General features: G+C 72.5%; 21 protein-coding genes. 7 read left to right on the plus strand and 14 right to left on the minus strand.

Translation table 11 applies throughout. The annotated features are described in order from the left end of the window. Positions 1-5: 5 nt before the first annotated feature. The 5 genes from ACFQGU_RS00050 to ACFQGU_RS00070 are packed head-to-tail and all read right to left on the minus strand — an operon-like array spanning position 6 to position 4,604. A complete protein-coding gene (locus ACFQGU_RS00050; RefSeq protein ID WP_386763302.1) occupies positions 6-1,229 on the minus strand; it encodes a DUF1015 domain-containing protein in 1,224 nt (407 codons plus the stop codon). Between the two features lie 9 nt (positions 1,230-1,238). Then, complete coding sequence (locus ACFQGU_RS00055) at positions 1,239-1,907, minus strand: lysoplasmalogenase (protein ID WP_386763303.1); 669 nt, start codon at positions 1,905-1,907, stop codon at positions 1,239-1,241. Positions 1,908-1,954: 47 nt separating this feature from the next. Further along, on the minus strand, positions 1,955-2,407 hold the full coding sequence (locus ACFQGU_RS00060; RefSeq protein WP_386763304.1) for a DUF1801 domain-containing protein: 453 nt from the start codon (positions 2,405-2,407) through the stop codon (positions 1,955-1,957). Between the two features lie 20 nt (positions 2,408-2,427). Then, entirely contained in the window at positions 2,428-3,873 is a 1,446-nt protein-coding gene (locus ACFQGU_RS00065; RefSeq protein WP_386763305.1) for a DUF2252 domain-containing protein, read from the minus strand. Beyond that, on the minus strand, positions 3,855-4,604 hold the full coding sequence (locus tag ACFQGU_RS00070; RefSeq protein ID WP_386763306.1) for an ROK family protein: 750 nt from the start codon (positions 4,602-4,604) through the stop codon (positions 3,855-3,857). The genes ACFQGU_RS00065 and ACFQGU_RS00070 overlap by 19 nt, the downstream gene beginning before the upstream one ends. Before the next feature lie 112 nt (positions 4,605-4,716). Between ACFQGU_RS00070 and ACFQGU_RS00075 the strand changes: the two genes are divergently transcribed. Then, positions 4,717-5,346, plus strand: coding sequence for an alpha-ketoglutarate-dependent dioxygenase AlkB (locus ACFQGU_RS00075; protein ID WP_386763307.1), 630 nt, complete (start codon positions 4,717-4,719; stop codon positions 5,344-5,346). A 78-nt stretch (positions 5,347-5,424) separates the two neighbouring features. Here ACFQGU_RS00075 and ACFQGU_RS00080 read toward each other — a convergent pair whose 3' ends face one another. Further along, positions 5,425-6,966 (minus strand): MFS transporter, encoded by a 1,542-nt coding sequence (locus tag ACFQGU_RS00080; protein ID WP_386763308.1) that lies wholly within the window; start codon positions 6,964-6,966, stop codon positions 5,425-5,427. Positions 6,967-7,204: 238 nt separating this feature from the next. Between ACFQGU_RS00080 and ACFQGU_RS00085 the strand changes: the two genes are divergently transcribed. From ACFQGU_RS00085 to ACFQGU_RS00095, 3 genes are read left to right on the plus strand one after another with little or no spacing between them, the layout of a single operon-like run. Further along, positions 7,205-7,984 (plus strand): HipA family kinase, encoded by a 780-nt coding sequence (locus ACFQGU_RS00085; protein WP_386763309.1) that lies wholly within the window; start codon positions 7,205-7,207, stop codon positions 7,982-7,984. After that, the gene (locus ACFQGU_RS00090; RefSeq protein WP_386763310.1) at positions 7,968-8,354 is read left to right on the plus strand and encodes a DUF3037 domain-containing protein; all 387 of its coding nucleotides are present in this window, start codon (positions 7,968-7,970) and stop codon (positions 8,352-8,354) included. Before ACFQGU_RS00085 ends, ACFQGU_RS00090 begins: the two co-directional genes overlap by 17 nt. Positions 8,355-8,401: 47 nt before the next feature. Further along, entirely contained in the window at positions 8,402-8,611 is a 210-nt protein-coding gene (locus tag ACFQGU_RS00095; RefSeq protein WP_386763311.1) for a hypothetical protein, read from the plus strand. A gap of 21 nt (positions 8,612-8,632) precedes the next feature. Here ACFQGU_RS00095 and ACFQGU_RS00100 read toward each other — a convergent pair whose 3' ends face one another. The 3 genes from ACFQGU_RS00100 to ACFQGU_RS00110 are packed head-to-tail and all read right to left on the minus strand — an operon-like array spanning position 8,633 to position 12,003. Then, on the minus strand, positions 8,633-10,699 hold the full coding sequence (locus ACFQGU_RS00100) for a cytochrome c oxidase assembly protein (RefSeq protein ID WP_386763312.1): 2,067 nt from the start codon (positions 10,697-10,699) through the stop codon (positions 8,633-8,635). Then, positions 10,696-11,364 carry a copper resistance CopC family protein gene (locus ACFQGU_RS00105; protein ID WP_386763313.1) on the minus strand — a complete coding sequence of 223 codons (669 nt, stop codon included), beginning with the start codon at positions 11,362-11,364 and terminating at the stop codon, positions 10,696-10,698. The genes ACFQGU_RS00100 and ACFQGU_RS00105 overlap by 4 nt, the downstream gene beginning before the upstream one ends. A gap of 54 nt (positions 11,365-11,418) precedes the next feature. Next, positions 11,419-12,003 carry a hypothetical protein gene (locus ACFQGU_RS00110; RefSeq protein ID WP_386763314.1) on the minus strand — a complete coding sequence of 195 codons (585 nt, stop codon included), beginning with the start codon at positions 12,001-12,003 and terminating at the stop codon, positions 11,419-11,421. Positions 12,004-12,227: 224 nt separating this feature from the next. Here ACFQGU_RS00110 and ACFQGU_RS00115 point away from each other — a divergent pair, with 224 nt between their 5' ends. Beyond that, complete coding sequence (locus ACFQGU_RS00115) at positions 12,228-12,599, plus strand: Hpt domain-containing protein (protein WP_386763315.1); 372 nt, start codon at positions 12,228-12,230, stop codon at positions 12,597-12,599. Between the two features lie 34 nt (positions 12,600-12,633). On the opposite strand, the gene ACFQGU_RS00120 is transcribed toward ACFQGU_RS00115, so the two are convergent. The 5 genes from ACFQGU_RS00120 to ACFQGU_RS00140 form a co-directional block, all read right to left on the minus strand. Then, complete coding sequence (locus ACFQGU_RS00120; protein ID WP_386763316.1) at positions 12,634-14,367, minus strand: response regulator; 1,734 nt, start codon at positions 14,365-14,367, stop codon at positions 12,634-12,636. Continuing rightward, a complete protein-coding gene (locus tag ACFQGU_RS00125; protein WP_386763317.1) occupies positions 14,364-16,772 on the minus strand; it encodes an ATP-binding protein in 2,409 nt (802 codons plus the stop codon). Before ACFQGU_RS00125 ends, ACFQGU_RS00120 begins: the two co-directional genes overlap by 4 nt. Further along, positions 16,769-17,326: a heme NO-binding domain-containing protein gene (locus ACFQGU_RS00130; RefSeq protein ID WP_386763318.1), complete on the minus strand. Its 558-nt coding sequence runs from the start codon at positions 17,324-17,326 to the stop codon at positions 16,769-16,771. Before ACFQGU_RS00130 ends, ACFQGU_RS00125 begins: the two co-directional genes overlap by 4 nt. Positions 17,327-17,392: 66 nt before the next feature. Then, positions 17,393-18,079 carry a response regulator transcription factor gene (locus ACFQGU_RS00135; RefSeq protein WP_386763319.1) on the minus strand — a complete coding sequence of 229 codons (687 nt, stop codon included), beginning with the start codon at positions 18,077-18,079 and terminating at the stop codon, positions 17,393-17,395. A gap of 223 nt (positions 18,080-18,302) precedes the next feature. Then, positions 18,303-19,484 carry an AI-2E family transporter gene (locus tag ACFQGU_RS00140; protein WP_386763320.1) on the minus strand — a complete coding sequence of 394 codons (1,182 nt, stop codon included), beginning with the start codon at positions 19,482-19,484 and terminating at the stop codon, positions 18,303-18,305. Between the two features lie 195 nt (positions 19,485-19,679). Here ACFQGU_RS00140 and ACFQGU_RS00145 point away from each other — a divergent pair, with 195 nt between their 5' ends. Beyond that, entirely contained in the window at positions 19,680-20,906 is a 1,227-nt protein-coding gene (locus tag ACFQGU_RS00145) for an acetyl-CoA hydrolase/transferase family protein (RefSeq protein WP_386763321.1), read from the plus strand. Between the two features lie 209 nt (positions 20,907-21,115). Then, positions 21,116-22,412: HNH endonuclease signature motif containing protein (locus tag ACFQGU_RS00150; protein WP_386763322.1), on the plus strand; the 1,297-nt coding region annotated here is incomplete at its 3' end.

Consider the following 22,412-nt stretch of genomic DNA (forward strand, 5'->3'; position numbering starts at 1 on the left):
GGGCGTCAGACCAGCGGGTGCAGGAACAGCCCGCTCGCCAGCTTCGGCTCGAACCACGTCGACTTGGGCGGCATGACCTCGCCCCGGTCGGCGACGGCGAGCAGCTCGTCGGTCGAGGTCGGGAAGAGCGTGAACCCCACGGCGAACGAGCCCCCTGCCACGAGCCGGTCGATCTCGCCCGCACCCCTGATGCCCCCGACGAACGCGATCCGCGCATCGGTGCGCGGGTCCGCGATACCGAGGAGCGGTCGCAGCACGAGCTCCTGGAGGACGGAGACGTCGAGGCGCGCGAGGGCGTCGGTCTCGTCCACCGCACCGGGGCGCGCGATCGCGGTGCGCCACCCGTCCGAGAGCCGGATGCCGAACGAGTGCCGCCCCGACGGGGTGACCGGACCGTCCGCGGGCACGAGGTCGAAGTGCTCGCCCACAGCCTCGAGGAGAGCGTCCTCGGTGAGGCCGGCGAGGTCGCGCACCACCCGGTTGTAGGCCATCACGTGGACGTCGTCGAGCGGGAAGACCACGGCAAGGAACGCGTCGTGGGTGCCGGGCTGCCCCACCCGCTGGGCGTGCACCCGCGAGGCGGCGGCGCTGCGGTGGTGCCCGTCGGCGACGTACAGGTCGCCGGCACCGGCGAAGGCCGAGCGCAGCGCGTCGACCTGCGCGGCGTCCGTGACGACCCACAGCGTGTGGCCGACGCCGTCCCGCGCGACGAGGTCGACCTGCGGCTCGCGCGCGGTGACCTCGGCGACCACCGCGTCGACGGCGGCCGAGCGCCGCGACAGCAGGAACACCGGCTCGTCCTGGGCGTCGAGGGCGGCGACGTGCCGCACCCGGTCGTCCTCCTTGTCGGGCCGCGTGTGCTCGTGGGTGCGCACCCGCTGCTCGTCGTAGTCGGCCACGGCGACCGTGGCGACCACGCCCGTCTGCACGACATCGCCCATCACCTGCCGGTAGACCGAGTACGTCGGCACCTCGTCGCGGACGAGCACACCGTCGGCCACGAACGCGTCGAGCGTGCGGCGGCCGAGCGCGTACACCTCGTCGCTGTGCGGGTCGGCGTCGTCCGCGAGGTCGATCTCCGGCCGCGAGACGCGCAGGAACGACATCGGGTCCCCGGCTGCGTACGCGCGCGCCTCGGCGGTGTCGACCACGTCGTACGGCGGGGAGACCACGCGGGCCTCGAGCCCGGCAGCGGGGCGCAGCGCGCGGAACGGGCGGACGTCGACCATGTGCCGAACCTAGCCGGTGACGACGGCCGGCTGCGCGCCCTGCCGCGACCGCGCGAGCGCCACCCAGCCGACGGTGATGAGCACCTGAGCCGCGGCGTAGGTGGCCATGACCAGCACGCCCGATGCGGGGATCGACACGTCCGCCGCGCGGAGGCCGATGAGCAGGTCGGACACGAGGAACAGCACGCCGCCGACCCCGACGAGGCGGCTTCCTGTCGCCAGCGCGCACGCCGCCATCGCGACGAGGGCCAGCGAGTAGACCGTGATGGGCCAGCGCAGCTCGCCGAGCAGCGGCCCGAGCGCCACGTTGAGCGCCACCCAGAGCAGGGCCCAGCCGACCACGACCACGGGGCGGTCGCGGAGCCACGCGCCCGCTCCGAGCCGGAGGAACCCGCGGATGTAGCAGACCTGCATCACGAGGAAGGCGACTATCCCGGCGAGGAACGCGAGGGTGCCGGGCAGCTCGAAGAGGACGTCGCCGAGCAGGGCGAAGGCGAGCCCGGCCATGAGCAGCCGCGGCGGCCGACGGTCGGTCGCGAGCCACGCCCACACCAGCAGCAGGCCGACGATGAACGGCTTGGTCGCGGTGGCGACCGGCTCGAGCCCGACGCCGACCGCGACGACGTTGACGGCGCAGACAGCGACGAACGCGGCGAAGACGCCACGGGGCGAAGGCATGCGCATCCTCGGGTGGGGGTGGGCGGGACGCGCACACCCTACGTCGGTCAGACCCTGCGTCGCGCGGCCTTGGCCGCCGCGACGAACGCGTCCGGCGGCGTCCCCGCGATGACCTCGGCGACGAGGTCGAGGTCGAGGTCCGCAGCCTTCGTGAACCGCACGCAGGACTTGCCCATGTCGAGCCGCTTGGGGCCGTCCCACCGTTCGCGGAAGACCTCTTCGGAGATGCGTCCGGCCGCGGAGTAGACGGTCATCAGGTAGAGCGAGCAGTAGTTCTTCTGCGCGGCGAGGGCGACGTACGCGAGGGCATGGCCGTTGTACGTGTCGGGGTACACCTCGAGCGGGACGGCCCACGTGATCATCCCGTAGTCCATGGTCTCGACGTAGCCGTCGGGGAGGTTCGCGTTGACGAGCTCCCGAACCGCCTCGATCTCGGCGGCGCGGTCGGGAGCGAGCTCCGCGACGTACTGGTCCGGGGTGAGCGCTCCGGACGACACCATGGCGGTCTCCCTCCCTGCGGTCAGATCCCCGACTGCGCGGTGATGCGGCCGTCGGCGATCGCCTGCACGAGCGCAGCGTGGTCCTGACGGTTCTGGTCGGCGTAGTGGTGGCCGAACTCCACGAGCGCGTCGTCGAGCTTGCGGCTGCTGCCGACGTACGACGCGATCGCGACCCGGTCGCCCGAGCGGGCGTGGGCGCGGGCGAGCGTCCAGGCGCAGACCTCGCCGTACACCCGCATGCCGATCGGGAGCAGGGTCGAGACGTCGACGCTGCCCTTGCCGTCGCGCAGCTGGCGCACGTAGAAGTCGCGCGGCTGGCCGTCGATGCCGTGCCCGTGGTACCAGCCGAGGAAGATGTCGGTCGAGGCCTGCATCAGCTGCTGGCCGGCTACCACGCGTCGGCCGTGCGACTCGAACGTCGAGTGCCCGAGGTACGGCTCGAGCACCGACGCCTGCGCCTCCTTCCACTGCAGGATCAGCGGGTCGGTGCCATCCCTGCCGAGGAGCAGCACGATCCAGGCCCGGGTGCCGACGCTGCCGACGCCGACGACCTTCCGCGCGAGGTCGACGAAGCGGTACTGCTGCACGAGGTCGCGCCGGTCGTCGGGCAGCGAGCGGAGGTAGTGGCTGAGGAACCGGTCGGCGACCGACGCGACCCACTCCCAGTCGGTCTCCAGGAGCTCGTCGACGGGGACGATCAGAGGCGGCTCCGACCGGAAGCGCGGCCCGTCGTCGGTCTGCCTGGTCAGCTTGGCGAAGGCCTGCATGCTGTCGCGCGAGGCGAACTTCGCCGACTGCCGGTTGAACGCCTTGACGCGCGCCGGGGCGATCTGGGTCCGCACCGTGTCCAGCAGGGCCTCCACCTCGAGGCGGGAGTACCAGACCGCGAGGTTGCCCTGGGTGGCGAACGTCGCCATCGCGGTGCGGTACGTGCGGACCGAGTCGCGCACGACCTCCTCGATCTCGTCCTGCGTGTAGCCGTTGTCCTGCCCGGCGATGACGAGCGAGGCCATCAGCCGCTTGAGGTCCCACTCCCACGGGCCCGGCAGCGTCTCGTCGAAGTCGTTGAGGTCGAACACCAGCCGACGGTCGGGCGAGTTGTAGACCCCGAAGTTGAGCAGGTGCGCGTCGCCGCAGAGCTGGGCGTTGATGCCGGACGACGGCGTGCCCGCGAGATCAGCCGCCATGACCGCCGCCGCTCCGCGGTAGAACGCGAACGGCGAGGACGCCATCCGGCCGTACCGGATCGGCACGAGCTCGGGCACACGCGTCGCCGCCTGCTCCTCGAGGATGCTGAGGGGGTCGCGGCGGTCGGGTGGCAGCACCAGTGCCGCGTGCGACGAGCGCGGCAGCCGCTTGCGCGCCTCCTTGCCGCGCGCGACCTGCTGCTCGACCGTGCCCCGTCGACCCGACAGCACGTGGTGCGACTCGTGGTCCTCGACAGCGTTCATCTCTGCAGCTCCCATGCCCGCACTCCACCGACGATCCCTGCCGTGTTCGGGACGATGACGACGTCGTCCCCGAGGACGGCGATGACCTCGGGCGACAGCACGCGCGCATTGCCGCCGCCGACGTACAGCCTGTCCCACACGAAGACCGGACGCAGCGCATCGACCACACGGCGCACCCGCCGTGACCAGAACGCCGGGCCGAGCCGCTTGCGCTCCTTGTCGCCGATGTAGGTGTCGTACGACTGGCCCCAGCGGACCGGCGCCTGGGAGAGCTCGAGGTGGGGCGCGAGCCGACCGCCGTCGAAGAGCGCGCAGCCGAGCCCGGTGCCGAGGGTGAGCACCAGCTCGAGGCCCACCCCGGTGACGACGCCGGCGCCGTGCACCTCGGCGTCGTTGAGCACGAGAGCGGGCATCCCGAGGCGGGCCGCGAGCGCGGCCTGGGCGTCGAAGCCGTGCCACTGCTCGACGAGGTCCGGCAGCACCCTGCTGCGCGGACCGCTCTCGGTGACGTAGTGCGGGGTCACGATGACGACGCCGTGGCGGATCATCCCGGGCAGGCCCACCGTGGCGCGGTCGGCCTTCGGCAGCTCGGTCGCGAGGCCCGCGACGGTGTCCAGGAACCGGTCGATCGACAGCGGGTACGGCGTCGGCACGCGGACCGGCTTGGCGTGCAGCGTGCCCGCGGGGTCGAGCACGGACGCCTTGATGCCCGTGCCCCCGCAGTCGACGGCGAGCGTCATGGTCATGGGCGGATCACGCGGGGCATTCTGCTCCCCCCGGCCGCCTACGGCGGCCAGACCCGACGACACGCCGTACTCGCACTAGGACACGTGTTCGATACCTTGCTAGGGTGCCGCCGTGGCACTCGCGGTCCAGGCCTCCCTGCTCGACCTCGCCGACGACGTGCGCCTCGGGGCGCTCGGCGGCCGGGTCCGCCGCACCCTGCTCGCGCACGGCGCCTGGGTCGACCACCGCCCGGGCTGGGTGGAGGGCTCCGACTCCGTGCTCGACACCCTCGTGCGCGACATCCCCTGGCGCAGCGAGCGGCGCCGGATGTACGACCGCGTCGTCGACGTCCCGCGCCTCATCAGCTGGTACGACGACGCCCGCGACCTGCCGGTGCCGGTCCTCGTCGACGCACGGGCGGCGCTGTCGGCGTACTACGCCCCCGAGCTCGGCGAGCCGTTCGTCAGCGCGGGCTGCTGCTTCTACCGCGACGGCCGGGACTCCGTGGCCTGGCACGGCGACACCATCGGCCGCGGAGCCACCGACGACACCATGGTGGCGATCGTGTCGTTCGGCTCGCCGCGCACGCTGGCGCTGCGTCCGCGCGGCGGCGGGCCGAGCCTCACCTTCCCGCTCGGCCACGGCGACCTGCTCGTGATGGGCGGGTCGTGCCAGCGCACCTGGGAGCACGCGGTCCCGAAGACCTCGCGCGCGGTCGGGCCGCGCGTGAGCATCCAGCTCCGACCCGCCGGGGTCGCCTGATCCCCTGTTCGGGCCTCTGGCACGGGTCGCGGGCCCGGCCTCCTCGCGGAGACCGGACCCGTGACCCGGTGCGGACCGTCAGCCCATGTGCACGACGGCGGAGTCGTCGGCGGCCTCCACCGCGTCCTTGCCGATCTTCAGGAACACCGCGGTGATCACCGCAGCCGCGACCAGGAAGAACCCGCCCCAGAGGAACGCCTGGGTGTAGCCCTCGGTGAGCGCGATCTTGGTCGTGGCGTCGGTCGGCTCGCCGGGGTTGGCCACGAACCACGCCGTGGTGGCGGCCACGGCGATCGTGTTCAGCAGGGCCGTGCCGACCGAGCCGCCCACCTGCTGGGTGGTGTTGAGCACCGCCGACGCGACGCCGGCGTCCTCGCGACCGATGCCGTGCAGCGACGTCGTGGAGATCGGGATGAACACGTGGGCCATGCTCACGCTCATCACGACCATCGCCGGGAACACGTGGGTCCAGTAGTTGGAGTCGGCCTCGAGGGTCGAGAGCCAGAACAGTCCGATCGAGGCCCCGATGAGGCCGGGGATGATGAGCGGCTTGGGCCCCACGCGCGGCAGGAGCTGGCTCGCCACGCCCGCGCCCAGGATGATGCCGATGCTGAACGGCAGGAACGCGAAGCCCGCCACCACCGGGGTCATCTCGAGGACGACCTGCAGGTAGAGGCCGAGGAACAGGAACATCGCGAACATGCCGATGCCGACGACGAGGTTGACGGCGTAGCTGGTGCCGCGGTTGCGGTCGCGCAGGATGCGCAGCGGCAGCAGCGGGCTCACGGCGCGGCTCTCGATGACGAAGAACGCGACGAGCAGCACGATCGCGGCGCCGAACCAGACGAGGGTCGCGGTGTCGGTCCAGTGCGCGGTGTCCTGGAAGCCCTGCGGCGCGGCCTTGGTGAAGGCGTACACGAGGGCGACGAGGCCGAGGGTGGCGGTGATGGCGCCGGCGACGTCGTAGCGCGCGGCACCGGTGGCCTTGCTCTCCTTGACGAAGCGCGAGGCGAGCACGGCCGCCACGATCGCGATCGGCACGTTGACGAACAGGCACCAGCGCCACGAGAAGTACTGCGTCAGGACGCCGCCGAGCAGCAGGCCGACCGCGGCGCCACCGCCGGAGATGGCGCCGTAGACGCCGAACGCGCGTGCGCGCTCCTTGGGCTCGTGGAAGGTGACCGTGAGCAGCGACAGCGCCGCGGGCGCGAGCAGGGCGGCGAACGCGCCCTGGAGGGCGCGGGCGGCGAAGAGCATCTCGGGGCTGGCCGCGAGGCCACCGAGCGCGGAGGCGAAGGCGAAGCCGATGAGGCCGACGATGAAGATCTTCTTGCGGCCGACGTAGTCGGCGATGCGCCCGCCGAGCAGCAGCAGACCGCCGAAAGCGAGGGTGTACGCGGTGATGACCCACTGCTGGTCGGCGTCGGCGATGCCGAGGTCGGCCTTCGCTGCCGGCAGCGCGAGATTCACGATCGAGGCGTCGAGCACGACCATCAGCGCGCTGATGCCGATGACGAACAGGGCCCGCCAGCGGTTGGGGTCGGGCACGACGTCGTAACCGTGCTCGTTCACCTCGCCAGAGGTTGCGGTCGAGGCCGCGAGGTCGGGGGTGTTGGACACGGTGGTGCCTTCCGCTTCGGGTGCGGGCGCCGGGAGGCACCTGTTCGTGGTGGCACCCGGCTGGGTCGCAGGGGGTGCTCTCGGGCTGGTGTGCCGCGGTGGACCCGCGGCTCGAGGCGCAACCATCGCCGCCCCGGTGTTGTTCCCACTCTGCCTGAGCGGTCCGACACCGGCTTCTTCGTTTCTGCTGCGCTGGTTCGGGCTCAACCCGCAGCCAGCCGACGGCTACGGTGACCGCATGACCTCGGCGTTGCGTACCGTGCGCGCGACCCGCTACGTGCTCGCCCTGCGCGAGGGCGGCTCGTTGCCGGGCATCGTCGAGGCCGACGACCTGGGCACCTACGTGCTCAAGTTCCGCGGCGCGGGCCAGGGCCTGCTCGCCCTCGTGGCCGAGGTGGTGACGGGCGAGCTCGCCCGCCGCCTCGGCCTGCCGGTGCCCGAGCTGGTGCTGGCCGAGCTCGACGGCGGCCTCGCCAACGCCGAGCCCGACGAGGAGGTGCAGGACCTCCTGCGCGCGAGCCACGGCCTCAACCTCGGGATGGACTTCCTGCCCGGCGCCCTCGGCCTGGAGCGGCCCGACGGCGTCGACCCGCGCCTCGCAGCGCAGGTCGTCTGGTTCGACGCGCTCGTGCTCAACGTCGACCGCTCGTGGCGCAACCCCAACCTGCTGCGCTGGCACGGCGACCCGTACCTCATCGACCACGGCGCGGCCCTCTACTTCCACCACGACTGGTCGAGCGCGGCGACCGTGCCGGGGCGGGCCTACCCCTCGCCGCGCGACCACGTGCTCATGCCCGTGGCCGGCCCCCTCGACGCCGCCCACGCCGCGCTCGCACCCCGCGTCACCGCCGAGCTGCTCGACGAGGTGCTCGGGCTCGTGCCCGACCAGTGGCTGACCGCGGACGACGCTCACGCCGACGAGCGGCGTACGGCGTACCGCGACCTCCTGCTCGCCCGCGCGACGAACGCCGACGCGTGGCTCCCCGCCCTGGAGGTGGCCCGTGCCTCATACCTATGAGTGGGCGGTGCTGCGGGTCGTCCCGCGCGTGGAGCGCTGCGAGTTCGTGAACGTCGGCGTGGTCGTCTACTGCCAGGCGCTCGACTACCTGGCCTGCTCCGTCGCCGACGACCTCGGCCGGGCCCTGTCTCTCGACCCGACGCTCGACGTCGAGGGCGTGCGCGCCCACCTCGACGCCGTCCGCGCGGTCTGCGAGGGATCGCCCGAGGCGGGCGCGAACGGTGCCCGCAAGCAGGGCGAGCGCTTCCGATGGCTCGTCGCCCCCCGCAGCACCGTGGTGCAGCCCTCCCCCGTGCACACGGGCATCACCGAGTCCCCGGAGGCCGAGCTGGCCGACCTTGCGGCGCGGATGGTCGCGCCGCCCTCGTAGGCCCCCTCCTGGACACGCGCCGGGCGGGATTGGCTACCCTCCATGCCATGAGCGGCGCAGAGAGCACCCACGACGAGCACCACGCCCACAAGGACAGCCCGGTCGCGGCGTCCATCGTCGGGCTGGTCATCGTGATGATCTTCGGCCAGGCCTTCGCCGTGCTCAACAGCGGCACCTGGGAGACCGGGGTGATCATCGCCGCCGTCGTCCTGGCCGCCTGGACCCTCGTGACGATCTGGGTCCTCGACCGCGACTGACCCCGGCCGACGCCTCGTGCGTCAGTCCGACCCCTCGCCGCGACGCTTCTCGCTGTCGGCGAGCCGCGCGAGGTACGCGTTGTAGTCCGCGTGCACGTCGCGCCCCCTGCCCGTCGACGCCGCGCGCTCCTGGGCCCGGTCGCCGCGCCTCGCCTCGCGCTCGTCGCTCTTCACCCACTGCAGGAACAGCGCGATCATCACGATCACGATGGGCACCTCGCCCAGCGCCCAGCCGATGCTCCCGCCGAGGTGCTGGTCGGCCAGCAGGTCGGTGAGGTACGGCCGCTCCAGCCCGCCGAACCAGTCCTCGGCGAGGACCTGCGTGGTGGCCATGATCGCCAGCGAGAAGAACGAGTGCAGCGGTATCACGACCAGCAGGATGATGATGCGCACGAGGTACGGCGGACGCGTGGGCCCCGGGTCGACGCCGATGAGGCTCCAGAAGAAGAGCGAGCCGGCGAGCAGGAAGTGCACGCCCATGAAGATGTGGCCCCAGTGGCTCGTCATGAGCGTCGGGAACAGCGCCGTCAGGTAGAGGACGTAGAAGCTCGCCACGAAGATGACGGCCGCCACGATCGGGTTGGAGATCACCGTCACGTACCGCGAGTGGATGACCATCGTGAGCCACTCGCGGGGGCCCACCTGGTCGCCACCCCGCGGGAGCGTGCGCAGCGCGAGGGTCACGGGCGCCCCGAGCACGAGGAAGATCGGCGCCACCATGCTCAGCACCATGTGCTGAACCATGTGCACGCTGAACAGCACCGACGCGTACGTCGCCAGCCCGGTGTTGGTCGCGACCAGGATCAGCGCGCAGCCGACGTACCAGAGCAGGCTGCGGCTGACCGGCCACCGGTCGCCCTCGCGCCGCAGGACGTGGGTGCCCGTCGCGTAGAGCGCGATCATCAGGCAGCCGACCGCCAGCCAGAAGCCGTCGAGCCGCGCCTCGCCCCAGAGCAGCCCCGTGAGCGAGGGAACCGGCGGCAGGTCGAAGCCGAGCAGCAGCCTCGCCGGGCTGAGCGCGTCGACGGGCAGCTCGCCCGAGACGGGCGGCGGCGTGCGCGACAGCGCGACCGCGACACCGACGGTCGCTGCCATCACGAGCACCTCGACCGCCGCGATGCGCAGGAACCCGCGCCGCGCGGTGTCGCCCGAGAGCGCGGGCAGCACGTGCCGCCGGTGCCAGACGCCGAACCACGCGAGCGCGCCGATCAGCACCACCTTGAGCAGCACGAGCCGGCCGTACGACGTGCTCAGCAGATCCGACGGGGAGGCGAGCCGCACCGCGGCGCTCGCGACGCCCGACAGGGCGAGGGCCACCGCGCACCACAGTGCGAGCCGGCTGAACCGCGGCACCGCCACCGGCAGCGGGCGCCGGTCGCTCGAGCCGAGGAGGACGAGCGCGACGAGCCCGCCGACCCACACCGAAGCGGCGAGCACGTGGAGCATGAGGCTCGAGACGGCGAGGGTGTGCTGGTCGGAGGTGCCCGCGTGCGACACGAGCGTGGTGGGCAGCGTCGCTCCGAGCGCGACCAGGCAGAGCAGGCCCGCACCGGTCGTGGTGCGGATCCACCGGGCGCACACCGCGACGCTCAGGGCGAGCAGCAGCTGCACGAGCAGGGCGCGTCCGAGCTCGACGTCGGAGACGAAGCTCCGGAGCAGGGTCGGGTCGAGCACCTCGCCGATCGGCAGCGCGATGATGTCCGACAGCGACGTCACCATCTGGCCCAGGACGATGGCGCACCAGACGAGCGCCGACCAACGCGCTGCCCGGGTCCAGGTGAGGCGTGCACCGCGCAGGAGCCCGTCGCGCGCAGGCACGAGCACCGCACCGAGCAGCAGCAGCCCTACCGTGAGCACCGCCGCCAGGTCGCCGAGCACCCGCAGCACCGGCACCGCCCACTGCGTGCCGAGGCCGGGGTCGGGCAGCCCGTCGGGGGCGGTGACCGGTCGACCGTCGCCGACCCAGAGCAGCAGGGCCATCACCGTCACGGCGACGACGACGGCGGCGCCGAGCAGCACGGCGGGGCGCGGGGCGGCAGCGCCGTCCGCCTCCCGTCTCTGCGGCTGGGCCGCCGTCGTGGTGGTCATGACGAGGAGCCTGCCTTGCCACGGCGTGAGGCCGCCACCGCAGCGGTCGCCAGGACGAGCACGGCGAGGCCGCCGAGCACCCACGGCAGGGCCGATCCTCCGGTGGCCTCGGACGAGACCGGCGACGTGCTGGGCTCGGGCTCGACCGATGCGCTGCCGGTCGGTGCTGCCGCCGACGACCCGGACGGCTCCGCGGTCCCGGGCTCCGAGGCCGACTCGCTCGGCTCGTCCGTGGCCGTCGGGCTCGGCGACGGCACCGAGGCGACGGTGAACATGAGGCTGCCGGTGACGGGATGCCCGTCCGAGGAGACGACGCGGTACGACACCCGCACCTCGCCGGCGACGGTGGGCGGCGTGATGGCCCGGGTGATGACTGCGCCGTCGACGACGAGCGGGCCGTCGGCGAGCCGCACGCCGGCGGAGTCGGTGACGACGACGGCCGTGCCGAGCTCCAGCACCTCCTCGCCGAAGGTGAGGGTGACGGCCGCGGGTGCCTCCTCGAGCGAGGCGCCGTCAGCCGGGTCGGTCGAGACGAGCTCGTCGTGCGCCGAGGCCGGGGACGCGAGCGCCACCGGGGCGAGGACCAGTGCGGCGGCCGCGACCGCGGCGCCGACAAGCGATCGGATCCGGCGCCGCGAGGCGCGAGCAGGACGGGACGTGGACATGCAGGACCTTCTGTCGGTGGTGGGGTGGCGGCAGCGCACGCCCCACCTTCCAGGTCAGCAGGGCGCGAGGAGCCTCGGCGGCCCGCGCCGCGGGCGTCGGCCGACCACGACCAGGCCGGTGCCGGACACAGCCGCCGAGCAGCCCGTGACCGCGAGCGTCACCATCGCCGGGACGGTGGCGCGCGCGGTGACCAGCCGGACAGCGTGCACCAGCGACCAGAGCGAGAGGGCGCACGCCTCGAGTGCCGCGAGGAGGAGGGCCGCGACCACCACGGCCGCCGCGTGCGCGAGCAGCATCCGGCCGTCGGGCCCGACGTGCGCGTGGGCCGGGTGCGACGCCGGGCCCACCGCGGACAGGCGCGGGTCGACGGCACCCGTCGGCGACGTGAGCCACAGGACGCCGTGCACCGCGGGCTGCGCGGCGACGAGGGCCACCAGCAGGCGCGGCGCCGTCCACCGCTGCGCCGAGGCGACGACGGTGCCGGCCACGACCAGGGCCAGCGCCGCGACGACCGCCGGCGTGACGGCGTCGCCGCCGCCGAGCACGTGGCCGCCGACGGCGACGAGCGCCCCGACCAGCCCCACCACGAGGCCGCGGACGCGCCGCAGCGGCGTCACAGGTCGTCGGCTGCCGGTCACCCGGCCATCGTAGGTGAGGGCCGGGGGCCCGCCCGCTGGGGCTGCGGTGAACGGCGGGAGAGCGAGCCGGGGCTTCGTCCGTCCCCGAGCCTCGCCCGCGCGTGCGGGGAACCTCTCAGTTGCCTCTCCCCGGTGGGATCGGAGCCCTCACCGCGCCAGAATGCACGTGCGCGCGCCGTGAGCGAGCACGCCATCCGGCGCCAGGCACCGACGGAGAGAGAGTCATGAGCGACATCACCGCGGAGACCGTGAACCGCGCTCGCCTCGACTCCCTCGTCGACGAGATCGGCGACCAGGACATCGTCCGCCAGGCCGTGCAGAGCTTCCTCGACGAGCTGGTCGAGCGCCTCCAGGCGATCCGGACCACGATCTCGGGCGGCGACGCCGCGGAGATCAAGAAGGCCGCGCACGCCCTCGGCTCGCCGGCGGCCATGCTCGGCGCGATCGAGGTCAACCGCATCTGCCGCGCCATGCAGGACCAGTGCGACGCCGGCGGGGACGTGCTCGCGCCTGTGATGGCCGACCTCGACGCCAGCTCCGCGCGCACAGTGTCCGGGCTGCGGGCGTACCTCGCCGAGTCGGCGGCCACCGCCTGAGCCGTGCGCCCCGCGCGCGGTCTGCGTCGGCGGCCTACGTGCTGCTCGCGCCGTCCAGCCAGCGCTGCACCATGCCGGAGAGCGCGTCGATGCCGAACGGCTTGCTGAGGTAGTCGACCATCCCTGCGTCGCGGCACAGGTCGCGCTCGGTCTGCCCGACGTGCGCCGTGAGCGCGACGATCGGCACGTCGGCGGGGGTCGCACCGCCACCGTGGATGCGCCACCAGCGCGTCGCCTCGCGCCCGTCCATGCCGGGCATCTGCACGTCCATGAGGACGAGCCCGTACGCCGTGACCCGCAGCGCCTCGATCGCGGCCTCGCCGCTCTCGACCACGTCGGTGGTGACGCCGAGCTTCCCCAGCATCGCGGCGGCGAGCCTGCGGTTGACGTCGTTGTCGTCGACCAGGAGCACCCGCGTGCTGTGGTCGGACCGGACCGTGGGCACGTGCACCGGTGCGTGCACGCGCAGCCGGGCCGCCGTACCGCCCTCGGCGCGGCGCCTGACCTCGACCGTCCCCCCGAGGGCCGCAGCGAGGCGTGCGGTCTGGGCCAGTCCGGAGCCTCCGGTGGGCCGGCTCGGCGTCTCCCAGGAGCAGCCGATGCCGTCGTCGACGACGTCGAAGACCACGGCGTCGTCCTCGAGCGAGACGCTCAGCTGCACGGCCTCGGCGTGTGCGTGACGCACGGCGTTGTCGACGAGCTCGTCGAGGACCTGGGTGACGAGGGGCAGGGCGAGCTCGACCGGGTGGTCGCCCGGAGGGACCGACGCGACGGTCACCGGCACCGCGGTGCTCGAGTGGCGCTCGGCGACCTCGGTCACCAGGTCGCGCAGCACCGTCGGGGTACGCGGCCCGGCGACGCGACGCTCGGTGCCGTCGGCGATGGCGACGAGGGCGTCGGCCAGGCGGTCCAGCCGGTCGAGGTCGGCCGTGCCCTGCGAGTCCTCGGCGTCCACGCGGCCGCGCAGGTCGACCGAGACGTCGTGCAGCTCGTGCACGACCCACGCCGCGTACGCCGTGCGCGCGTCGTCGGTGCTCCTGCCGTGCCGGGTGAGCGCGGCCACGTCCTGGGTGCGCTGCGCCAGCAGCTCCTCGAGCCGGCGGCGGTCGTCGGCCTGGCGCTGCTGGGCCCGCTCCCACTCGACCGCGCGCCCCAGCTGGGCGGCGAGGGACGGTGCCAGCTGCAGCAGCCGCTCGTCGGCCGGCATCGGCTCGGGGTGCAGGAACTCCACGACTGCGACGACCTCGATGCCGGTGATGATCGGGAACGCCCAGGTGGATCCGGCCGCCTCGCCCTCGCGCCCGCGCCCCGGCGCCACCGACGTGTCGGGCACCCACGCCGCGAGGTGCGAGGCACCCACCTCGCCCGGGAGCCCCACCGCCGGGGTGAAGCGCCGGTCGACGGTCGCACCCATCACCGCATCGAGGAAGTCGAGCTCGACGGGGTCGGCGTCCCAGATGTCGGAGGTGACGAACGCGCCGTCGGGCTCGCGCAGCAGCACGTGCGAGACCGCGAACCTGCAGTGCCGGCGTACGACCTTCGCCGCTGCGCTCATCGCGGACAGGGCGTCGTCGGTCTCGTTGACGATGACCGCGATGGAGGCCAGCAGCTCCACCTCGCGGGCGCGCTCGAAGGCCCGCCTCAGCTGCATCTCGGCCGTGCGCTCGGCCTCGAGACGCGCGGCCCGCTCCTGCGCGGCGCGGTGCTCGAGGCGTGCGATCCCGTCCGGACCGACGTCGTCCGGGACCGAGCGCGGGTCGATGCTCACTGGGCCTGCCCGAGCACGACGTCGAGCAGCCGACGGAGCTCGCCGATGTCGACCGGCTTGCCGATGTGGCCGTCCATGCCGCTGGTGCGGCACCGGTCGAGCACGGCGTCGTCCGAGCCGCCGAACATCGCGTACACCGGCACCTTGGCCACGGCTGGGTTGCGCGACCTGCGGATGCGCTCGGTCATGTCCGGACCGTCCAGTCCCGTCATGCGTGCAGACACGAGGACGAGCCTCGTGCCCGGGGCGGACTCGAGGAGCTCGAGAGCCTCCTCGCACGAGGCGACGGCGACGCCCGAGGTGCCCAGGCGCTGCAGCAGGCGCATGACGTGGCCGCGGCGCGGCTCGCTCGACTCGACGACGAGCACCGAGGGGGCGACCCGCACCGGGGTCTCGCGCACGTCCTCGTCCGAGGTGTCGGCGGCGACCTCCTCGAGGCGCAGGACGAAGCGGAACGCCGATCCCACGCCGACGGCGGAGTCGACCACGATCTGCCCACCCATGAGCCCGACGAGCCGGTCGGCGATCGCGAGCCCCAGCCCGGTGCCCTCCTGGCTGCTGCGGGCCTGGACGAAGGGGTCGAAGATCGACGCGGCCTGCTCGGGCACGATGCCGGGGCCGGTGTCGCGCACCTCGACCTCGACGACGGACTCCGGGCCGCGCTGGGACACCAGGCGCAGCGCGAGCGAGACCGAGCCGGACTCGGTGAACTTCACCGCGTTGCCGACGAGGTTGACGAGCACCTGCCGGAACCGCACCGGGTCGCCGAGCACGCGCGACGGCGTCCCGGGGTCGATCGACAGCGCCAGCTCGATTCCCTTCGCCCGCGCCTGCGGCCCGAGGAGGTCGACGACGGCCTTCGCGCTGTCGGCGACCGAGAAGGGCTCGGTCACGAGGTCGATGCGGCCGGCCTCGACCTTCTGCAGGTCGAGGATGTCGTTGATGATCGACACGAGGTTGGTGGCCGACATGTCGATGACGCCGACGAGCTCGCGCTGCTCGCCGTCGAGGTCGGTCGTGCGCAGCAGGTCGACGGTGGCGAGCACGCCGTGCATCGGCGTGCGGATCTCGTGGCTCATCGAGGCGAGGAACTGCGACTTCGCGTCCGAGGCTGCGATCGCCTCGTCGCGGGCGCGGGCGAGCGCCCCCTGGTAGAGCACGCGGTCGGTCGCGTCCCGGAACATCCAGAGCGCCCCGAGGTCCTGCCCCTCGGACACGATGGGCTGGAAGTCGAACTCGAGCACGCGCGATCCCGAAAGGGTCAGCGACTGGTTGGATGTGGGCCACCGACGCGCGGTGAGGGTCTCGGTACGCCGCAGGAACGCTGCCGGGTCGTCCTCGGGGCGCACGACCTGCGCGATGGCCGCGCTGATCGGAAGCCCGGTGAGCTCGTCGGGGTCGGCCTCGGAGCGGAACATCTGGCAGAGCATGGCGTTGGCCATCACGATGCGTCGCTGCCGGTCCTCGACGAGCACGCCCGACTGCATGTGGTCGAGGAGCGTGGTGAGGCGCGACATCGTGTCGTGCAGCTCGATCTCCGCGGTCTTGGTCTTGGTGATGTCGAGCATGAAGCCGAAGCGGCGTCGTCGCCCGTCCTCGTCCTCGACGACGGTGTCGACCGCCCGGGTCCAGACAACCTGACCGTCGGCGCACAGCAGCCGAACCTCCTCGTCGTACGGGCTGTCGTCCGCCTCGGCGGCGCGGTTGGCCGCCCAGGCCCGCTCGCGGTCCTCGGGGTGCACGACCACCCGGAAGAAGAAGGCCTGCTCGGTGAGCCACCGGCGTACGGGGTAGCCCAGCCAGTCGACCACCTGGGGGCTGATGAACTCGGCCACCGACTCGTCGCCGAGGGTGTCGATGTACATCACGAGCGGCTGCAGCTCGACGATGCGGCGGTACTGCGCCTCGGCCCGGGTGAGCATCCGGTTGGCATCACGGAGCTCGGTGGCCGACCGCTGCAGCTCGGCGTTCAGCGTGCGCAGGTCGTCGAGGCTGCGCTCCTGGCCGCGGCGCAGGAACAGCAGGTCGGGGGTCTGGTCGACCGGGGAGAAGTCCGCCGCGGACAGCCCGAGACGATCGAGCTCCTGGGACGAGGAGACGATCGGGTTGCCGATGAGCAGGACTCCGGGCGGGTCCGAGACGTCGACCGCCTGGAAGCGCAGCCGGGGACCCTCGGGCAGCAACCGCATGAGCAGCATGGAGTCGCGGTGGTCGCGGATCTGCTCGATCGTGGACACGCCGAGGGGGCGGACCACCTCGAGCACCTCGAGGAGCGGGCGACCGACCAGGTCGACCCCGAGGCGCGCCCACGACGGGCCCTGCCGGACGACGACGAGGTCCTCGTCGCACAGCACCCCGAACGGTGCCGCGCGGTCGAGGTCGTCGTCGCGGAGCTGGATGCTCACGGTGCCCCGGACGCCGTCAGCCGTACGTGGAAGACCTCGTGGTCGGTGCCGTCGGACGCGACGGCGTCGTGGGTGACCGCTGCGGGCGTGCCGTAGAGGTCGCCGAGCCCTTCGAGCAGGCCCACGACGAACGGCACGAGCCCGGCCCGCTCGGACCGGTAGTGGACGTCGAGGCCGTCCTCACCCGTCTCGACGACGTCGAACGACGGCGGTCGCAGCTCCGGGTAGAGCGACTGCAGCCGCGCGTGCATCTCGTCGAGGTTGCGCAGCACGGACGCCACGTCGGTGCCCGTCGCGCCCAGGATGTCGCCGTAGCTCTCGGGCCCGACGCGGGTGGACCAGTAGTGGCCGAACCCGCGCAGCAGGTCCTCGGCCGGTGCGTCGAGCACCTCGCTCGCGGCCCCGACGAGGGCGTAGGTCACCGAGTCGTCGTAGTAGTGCAGGGCGGCGAACGTCTGGCTGGTCTCGGCCCGGAGGGCGATGCTGCTCCAGGCGGCGGGGCCGGCGTTCTCCACGACGTGGCGGCGCATCGCCTCGTTGATGAGCCCGTACATCGACGGCACCCCTCTCCGACTCGACGGCGTGGCCGTGCGCCCGCGGCGGGCGGGCGGACGGTCGGATCAGACCGGCTCGAACCGGTACCCGACCCCACGCAGCGTACGGATGTGCCGCGGCGATGCGGCGGACTCGCCGAGCTTCTTGCGCAGCTTGCCGACGTGGACCTCGATGACGTGGTCGTCGCCGAACCACTCGCCCCAGATCTGCTCGAGCAGCTGCTCGCGGGTGAAGATGCGGCGCGGGTTGCCCGAGAGCAGGTCCAGGATGTCGAACTCGATCTTGGTGAGCTCGACCTCCTCGCCGTCGACCTTCACCTCGCGGGCCAGCGGATCGACGATCAGGTGGCCGAAGTCGCGGACCTCCTGCTGCGCGCGCTGACGGGGGCGGCGGCGCATCGCGCGGATGCGGGCGGCGAGCTCGCGCGGGGAGAAGGGCTTCGTGACGTAGTCGTCGGCGCCGACCGTGAGGCCCACGATCTTGTCGACCTCGTCGTCGCGCGAGGTGACCATCACGACGTACGCGTCGCTGAAGACGCGGAGCTGGCGGCACACCTCGACGCCGTCGCAGTCCGGGAGCGAGAGGTCGAGGATGACGAGCTCGGGCTTGCCGGCCCGGGCGAACTCCAGCCCCTTCTTCCCGAGCGGGGTCGCGACGACGTCGTACCCCTCCTTCTCGAGGAGACCGCGAACGAGCAGGGTGATCTCTGGCGAGTCCTCGATGATGAGGGCTTGACCTCGCTGGGTGGCCACGATGCCTGTCCTTTCGCCTTGTCCGGTGACGGGGCGGACTGACTGAGACATCGGCGCGGATTGCGCGCGTCCTGAGTTACTCCGTCCGTGTTCCACCGGAAGTACCTCTCCGGTCAACTCCGTCGCTCACTTCATCACATCCGCCTCTCGGGATGCTCAACGAGCGATCAGCGGACGAGAGCGATCGGAGAGGAACCGGTGACCGCGGCGTACGCCGACCCGGTCACCCCGAGGACGCGGGGTCCTCGACGACGTCGTACGTCGGCGCGTAGGTCTCGAGGAACGACATCACGATCGCGGCGACGGGAACGGCGAGGAGGGCACCCGCAGCGCCGAACAGCGAGGCACCGAACATGACCGCCCCGAACGACACCGCTGGATGCAGGTCGACCGCCTTGGCGCTGATCCTGGGCTCGATGGTGAGGTTCTCGACCTGCTGGTAGAGCAGCGCCCACACCAGTGCGATGAGGCCGTCCTTCGGGTCGTCGGACAGCACGCCGATGAGCACCGGCAGCGCGATCGCGATGTAGGTACCGATGGTGGGCACGAACTGCGCCACGATGCCGGTCCAGATGCCGAGCGGCAGCCAGTAGGGCATCCCGATGAGGTACAGCACCAGGGCCGTCGTGCTGCCGTTGATGAAGGCGAGCACGAGGCGCGCCGCGACGTAGCCGCCGGCCTTCTGGATCGCGGTGTCCCAGAGCTCGCTGTTGACCTTCTGCGCGCTGCGCGGCAGGAACTTCGCGATCCACCGGCGCAGGCGTGGGGCGTCGGCCGACAGGTAGAACGTGAACAGCAGCAGCGTGAACACGTTGAAGACCGAGCCGAGGAACGTGAAGATCGCCCCGAAGATGCCGCCTGCCGCCCCGGCCGCCCACGACGCGATGGCGCCCGGGGTCAGCCCGATGCTGTCGAGGATCTTCTCCACGCTGAGGTCCGTCGAGAACTGCCTGTTGATCCAGTCGATGACGTTCGTGACGACGTCCGGCAGCGAGGTGATGAGCTGCAGCAGCTGCTCGACCAGCAGGTTCCCGAAGATCAGGAAGAAGACCACGGTGCCCAGGAGCGCGAGGATCATGATCAGGCCGGTCGCGAGGCCGCGCCTCATGCCCCGGCGCGCGAAGAAGCCGACCGCCGGCTCCATGGCCACCGACAGGGCGAACGCCATGATGATCGTGAAGAGCACGCCGCCGGCATCCTCGAGCACGAACATGAAGAACCAGACCACGGCTGCGATGACGAGCACCATCGCCGCCACGCGACGCAGGTTGCCCAGGTCGAAGACGACCGTGGCCTCGCGCTCGGGCGCCTTCACGCGGTCGGCAGCGCGCACCCCGGGCGCCGTGCCGGGCGTGGTCTCCGCAGCAGCGATCTGATCGCCTGCAGTCTCGTCGTCGTTCGCCATGTGCGTCCCCTCCCGGCGCTGGTCCCCCGGGCGATCGTAGAGGTGGGGCCGGGGGCAGGCGGGTGGTCGTGGCGCTACGGCTGGTTACGCGGGCGAGCGATCTCACAGCGGAGATCTCCCGACGGCCCGGCGACGGCGCCCGCGGGTCGCTAGCGTCGAACCCGTCAGCACGTCACGCCGCAGGACGGGAAGACCATGCGCACGATCGCCCTCGAGGAGCTCGCCGGCATCCTCGCCCCCCTCCCGACCCACCCCCGCGTCGTCGTGTCGGGCAACTTCGCCACGCCGCACGTGGTGCTCGCAGCCGTCGACGCCGCGCTGCCGACGTACCGCCTGCACGCGCTGAACGCCCAGCCGGGGCTCCCCGACCGCGAGGGCGTGGAGATGGAGACGGCGTTCGTCGGGCCGGGCATGCGCAAGAGCCCCAGCCTGCGCTACATCCCGTCACGCCTCTCGCTGGTGCCACGGCTGTTCTCCACGACGTGCCCGCCCGACCTCGTCGTGCTGCACACCTCGGTGCCCGTCGACGGCAAGGTGTCGCTCGGCATCGAGGTCAACATCCTCCCGGCCGCGATCGAGGCGGCCCGGGCACGCAACGCCCTCGTGGTCGCGCAGGTCAACCCGCAGATGCCGTACACGTTCGGCGACGCCGAGATCCCTGTGGACCTCATCGACTACGCCGTCGAGGTGGACGCCGTGCTCACCTCCCCCGGCCTGATGGAGATCGACGACGTGTCGGCCGCCATCGGAGAGCGGGTGGCCGCGCGCGTCCACGACGGCTCGACGATGCAGCTCGGAATCGGCGCCGTGCCCGACGCCGTGCTGTCGGGCCTCACCGGCCGACGCGGCCTGCGGGTGTGGTCGGAGATGTTCAGCGACGGCGTGCTCGAGCTCGACCGTGCCGGAGCACTCGACGCCGACGCGAAGCTGGTGTCGTCGTTCCTCTTCGGCTCCCCCGAGCTCTACCGCTGGGTCGACCGCAACCCCCGGGTCTCGATGCTGCGCACCGAGACCACGAACGAGCCGTCGCTCATCGCCCAGCGCCCCCTCATGACGTCGGTGAACACCGCGCTGCAGGTCGACCTCTACGCCCAGGCGAACGCGTCGCGCGTGAAGGGGAAGATCTACTCCGGCTTCGGCGGCCAGACCGACTTCATCGTCGGTGCCCTGCACTCGCACGGCGGCCAGGCGATCCTCGCGCTGCGCTCGTGGCACCCGCGGGCCAACGTGTCGACGATCGTTCCCATGATCGAGGAGCCGGTGACCTCGTTCCAGGCCTCGGCCATCGTCACCGAGAACGGTGCCGCGTGGATCTGGGGCTACGACCAGAAGTCGCAGGCACGCCACCTCATCCGCGACGCCGCGCACCCAAACGTCCGCGACGAGCTCTGGGAGGAGGCCGCGGCCCTCGGCCTCGCCTGACCCGATGTGGTCGACGCCGGTGGACGTCGTCCCCGGCTCCCCCTGCGCGTTCGTTCGTCCGCCTCGATGCGGTGCCTCGTGATGGATCGCGCTCTCTACGACGCGTTCCGTCCTTAGGGTCGGTGGTCGGCCGCAATCGGTTGTGGTTGCTGTGGATATCGCCTGTCGGTGGTCGGTGCATTGTCGGAGGTGGTCGGCATGATGGGGTCATGTCGCAGGCCACCTTCGTCGATCCGGCGGTGGAGTTCGCGCGCCTGGTCGCAGGTGCTCGGGGCCTCCTTGCGGAGGCGTCGGTGCTGGCCGGTTCGGGTGCGGTTGCGGGTGTCGGTCTGGCTGGTTTGCCGGAGCTGACGGCGGAGCTGTTCGCGGCCCGGGACGCCGCCCACGCCCTGGGCGTGGTTGCGGTCGATCGCCTGGACGCGTCGGGGGTGCTGGCGTCGGCGGGGTTCGGGTCGACGACGGCGTTCCTGACCCAGCGCACCGGCATGGCCCCCGGCAGGGCCAGCAGCGTCGTCTCCGGCGCCCGCACGCTGCGGTCCTATGCCGCGACCCGGGTCGCGCTGGTCGCCGGCCGGGTCACCCCCGACCTGGCCGCTGCCCTGGTGCGCGGGTCGGAGGCTGCGATCGCGGACAGGACCGCCGACGACCGGGTGCAGTGGCGGGCGTTCTGCGAGGACTACCTCCTCCCCATCGCCGAGCAGGGCTCGGTCGAGGAGGTCGTCGGCGCTGCCGCCGTGCTCAAGGAGATCCTCGATCCCGAGGCCGCCGCCCGCCGCAAGGAAGAAGCCATGGCCGGCCAGTTCCTGACCGTGACCCAGGTGGGGGACCAGTTCGTGATCAAGGGTGCGTTGACCCTGGAGGACGGCGCGGCGCTCAAGGTGCTGCTGGACCGGATGCGCGACGCGAAGTTCCGGTCGGGATCCCTGACCCCGGACGAGCAGCCCACCGGCGATGCCGCGGTCGACGAGCGCCGGCGCCGGATCGCGGCCGCGCACCAGGACGCCCTGTCGTTGAACCACCTCGTGCAGCTGTGGCTGACCAACGGCATGGTCGGCCGCGCCCACGGGGTCCGACCGCACGTCACCATCACCACGTCGGTCGACGACCTCGACGCCGGGTTCCCGGGCGAGATGACCGTCCCCGGGATGTCGTCCCCGGTGCTGGTCAACGCCCACACCGTGGAGCGGATGCTCTGCGACGCCTCAGTCACCGAGATCTCAACAGCCGGATCCGTCGCCGATCGGCACGCGCACCACCACGACGGCGTCCCCTGCCACGGCGCTGCCCACCGGGGGCGACACGGGCACGTCCACGGCGTCGCCGGCTGCGAGCTGCACCCCGGCTCGGCGCGGTTGCTGCGCCGTCGCCACCACGTCTGGGACGAGGGACGCCGCTACCGCACCGTCCCACCCCGCCTGCGCCGGGCGCTGGACCTCCGCGACCGGCACTGCGCCTTCCCCGGCTGCCGGATCGCGGTCGGGTGGTGCGAGGCCCACCACATCACCG

This window comes from Longivirga aurantiaca (assembly GCF_042660085.1).
Lineage (GTDB): Bacteria > Actinomycetota > Actinomycetes > S36-B12 > CAIYMF01 > Longivirga > Longivirga aurantiaca.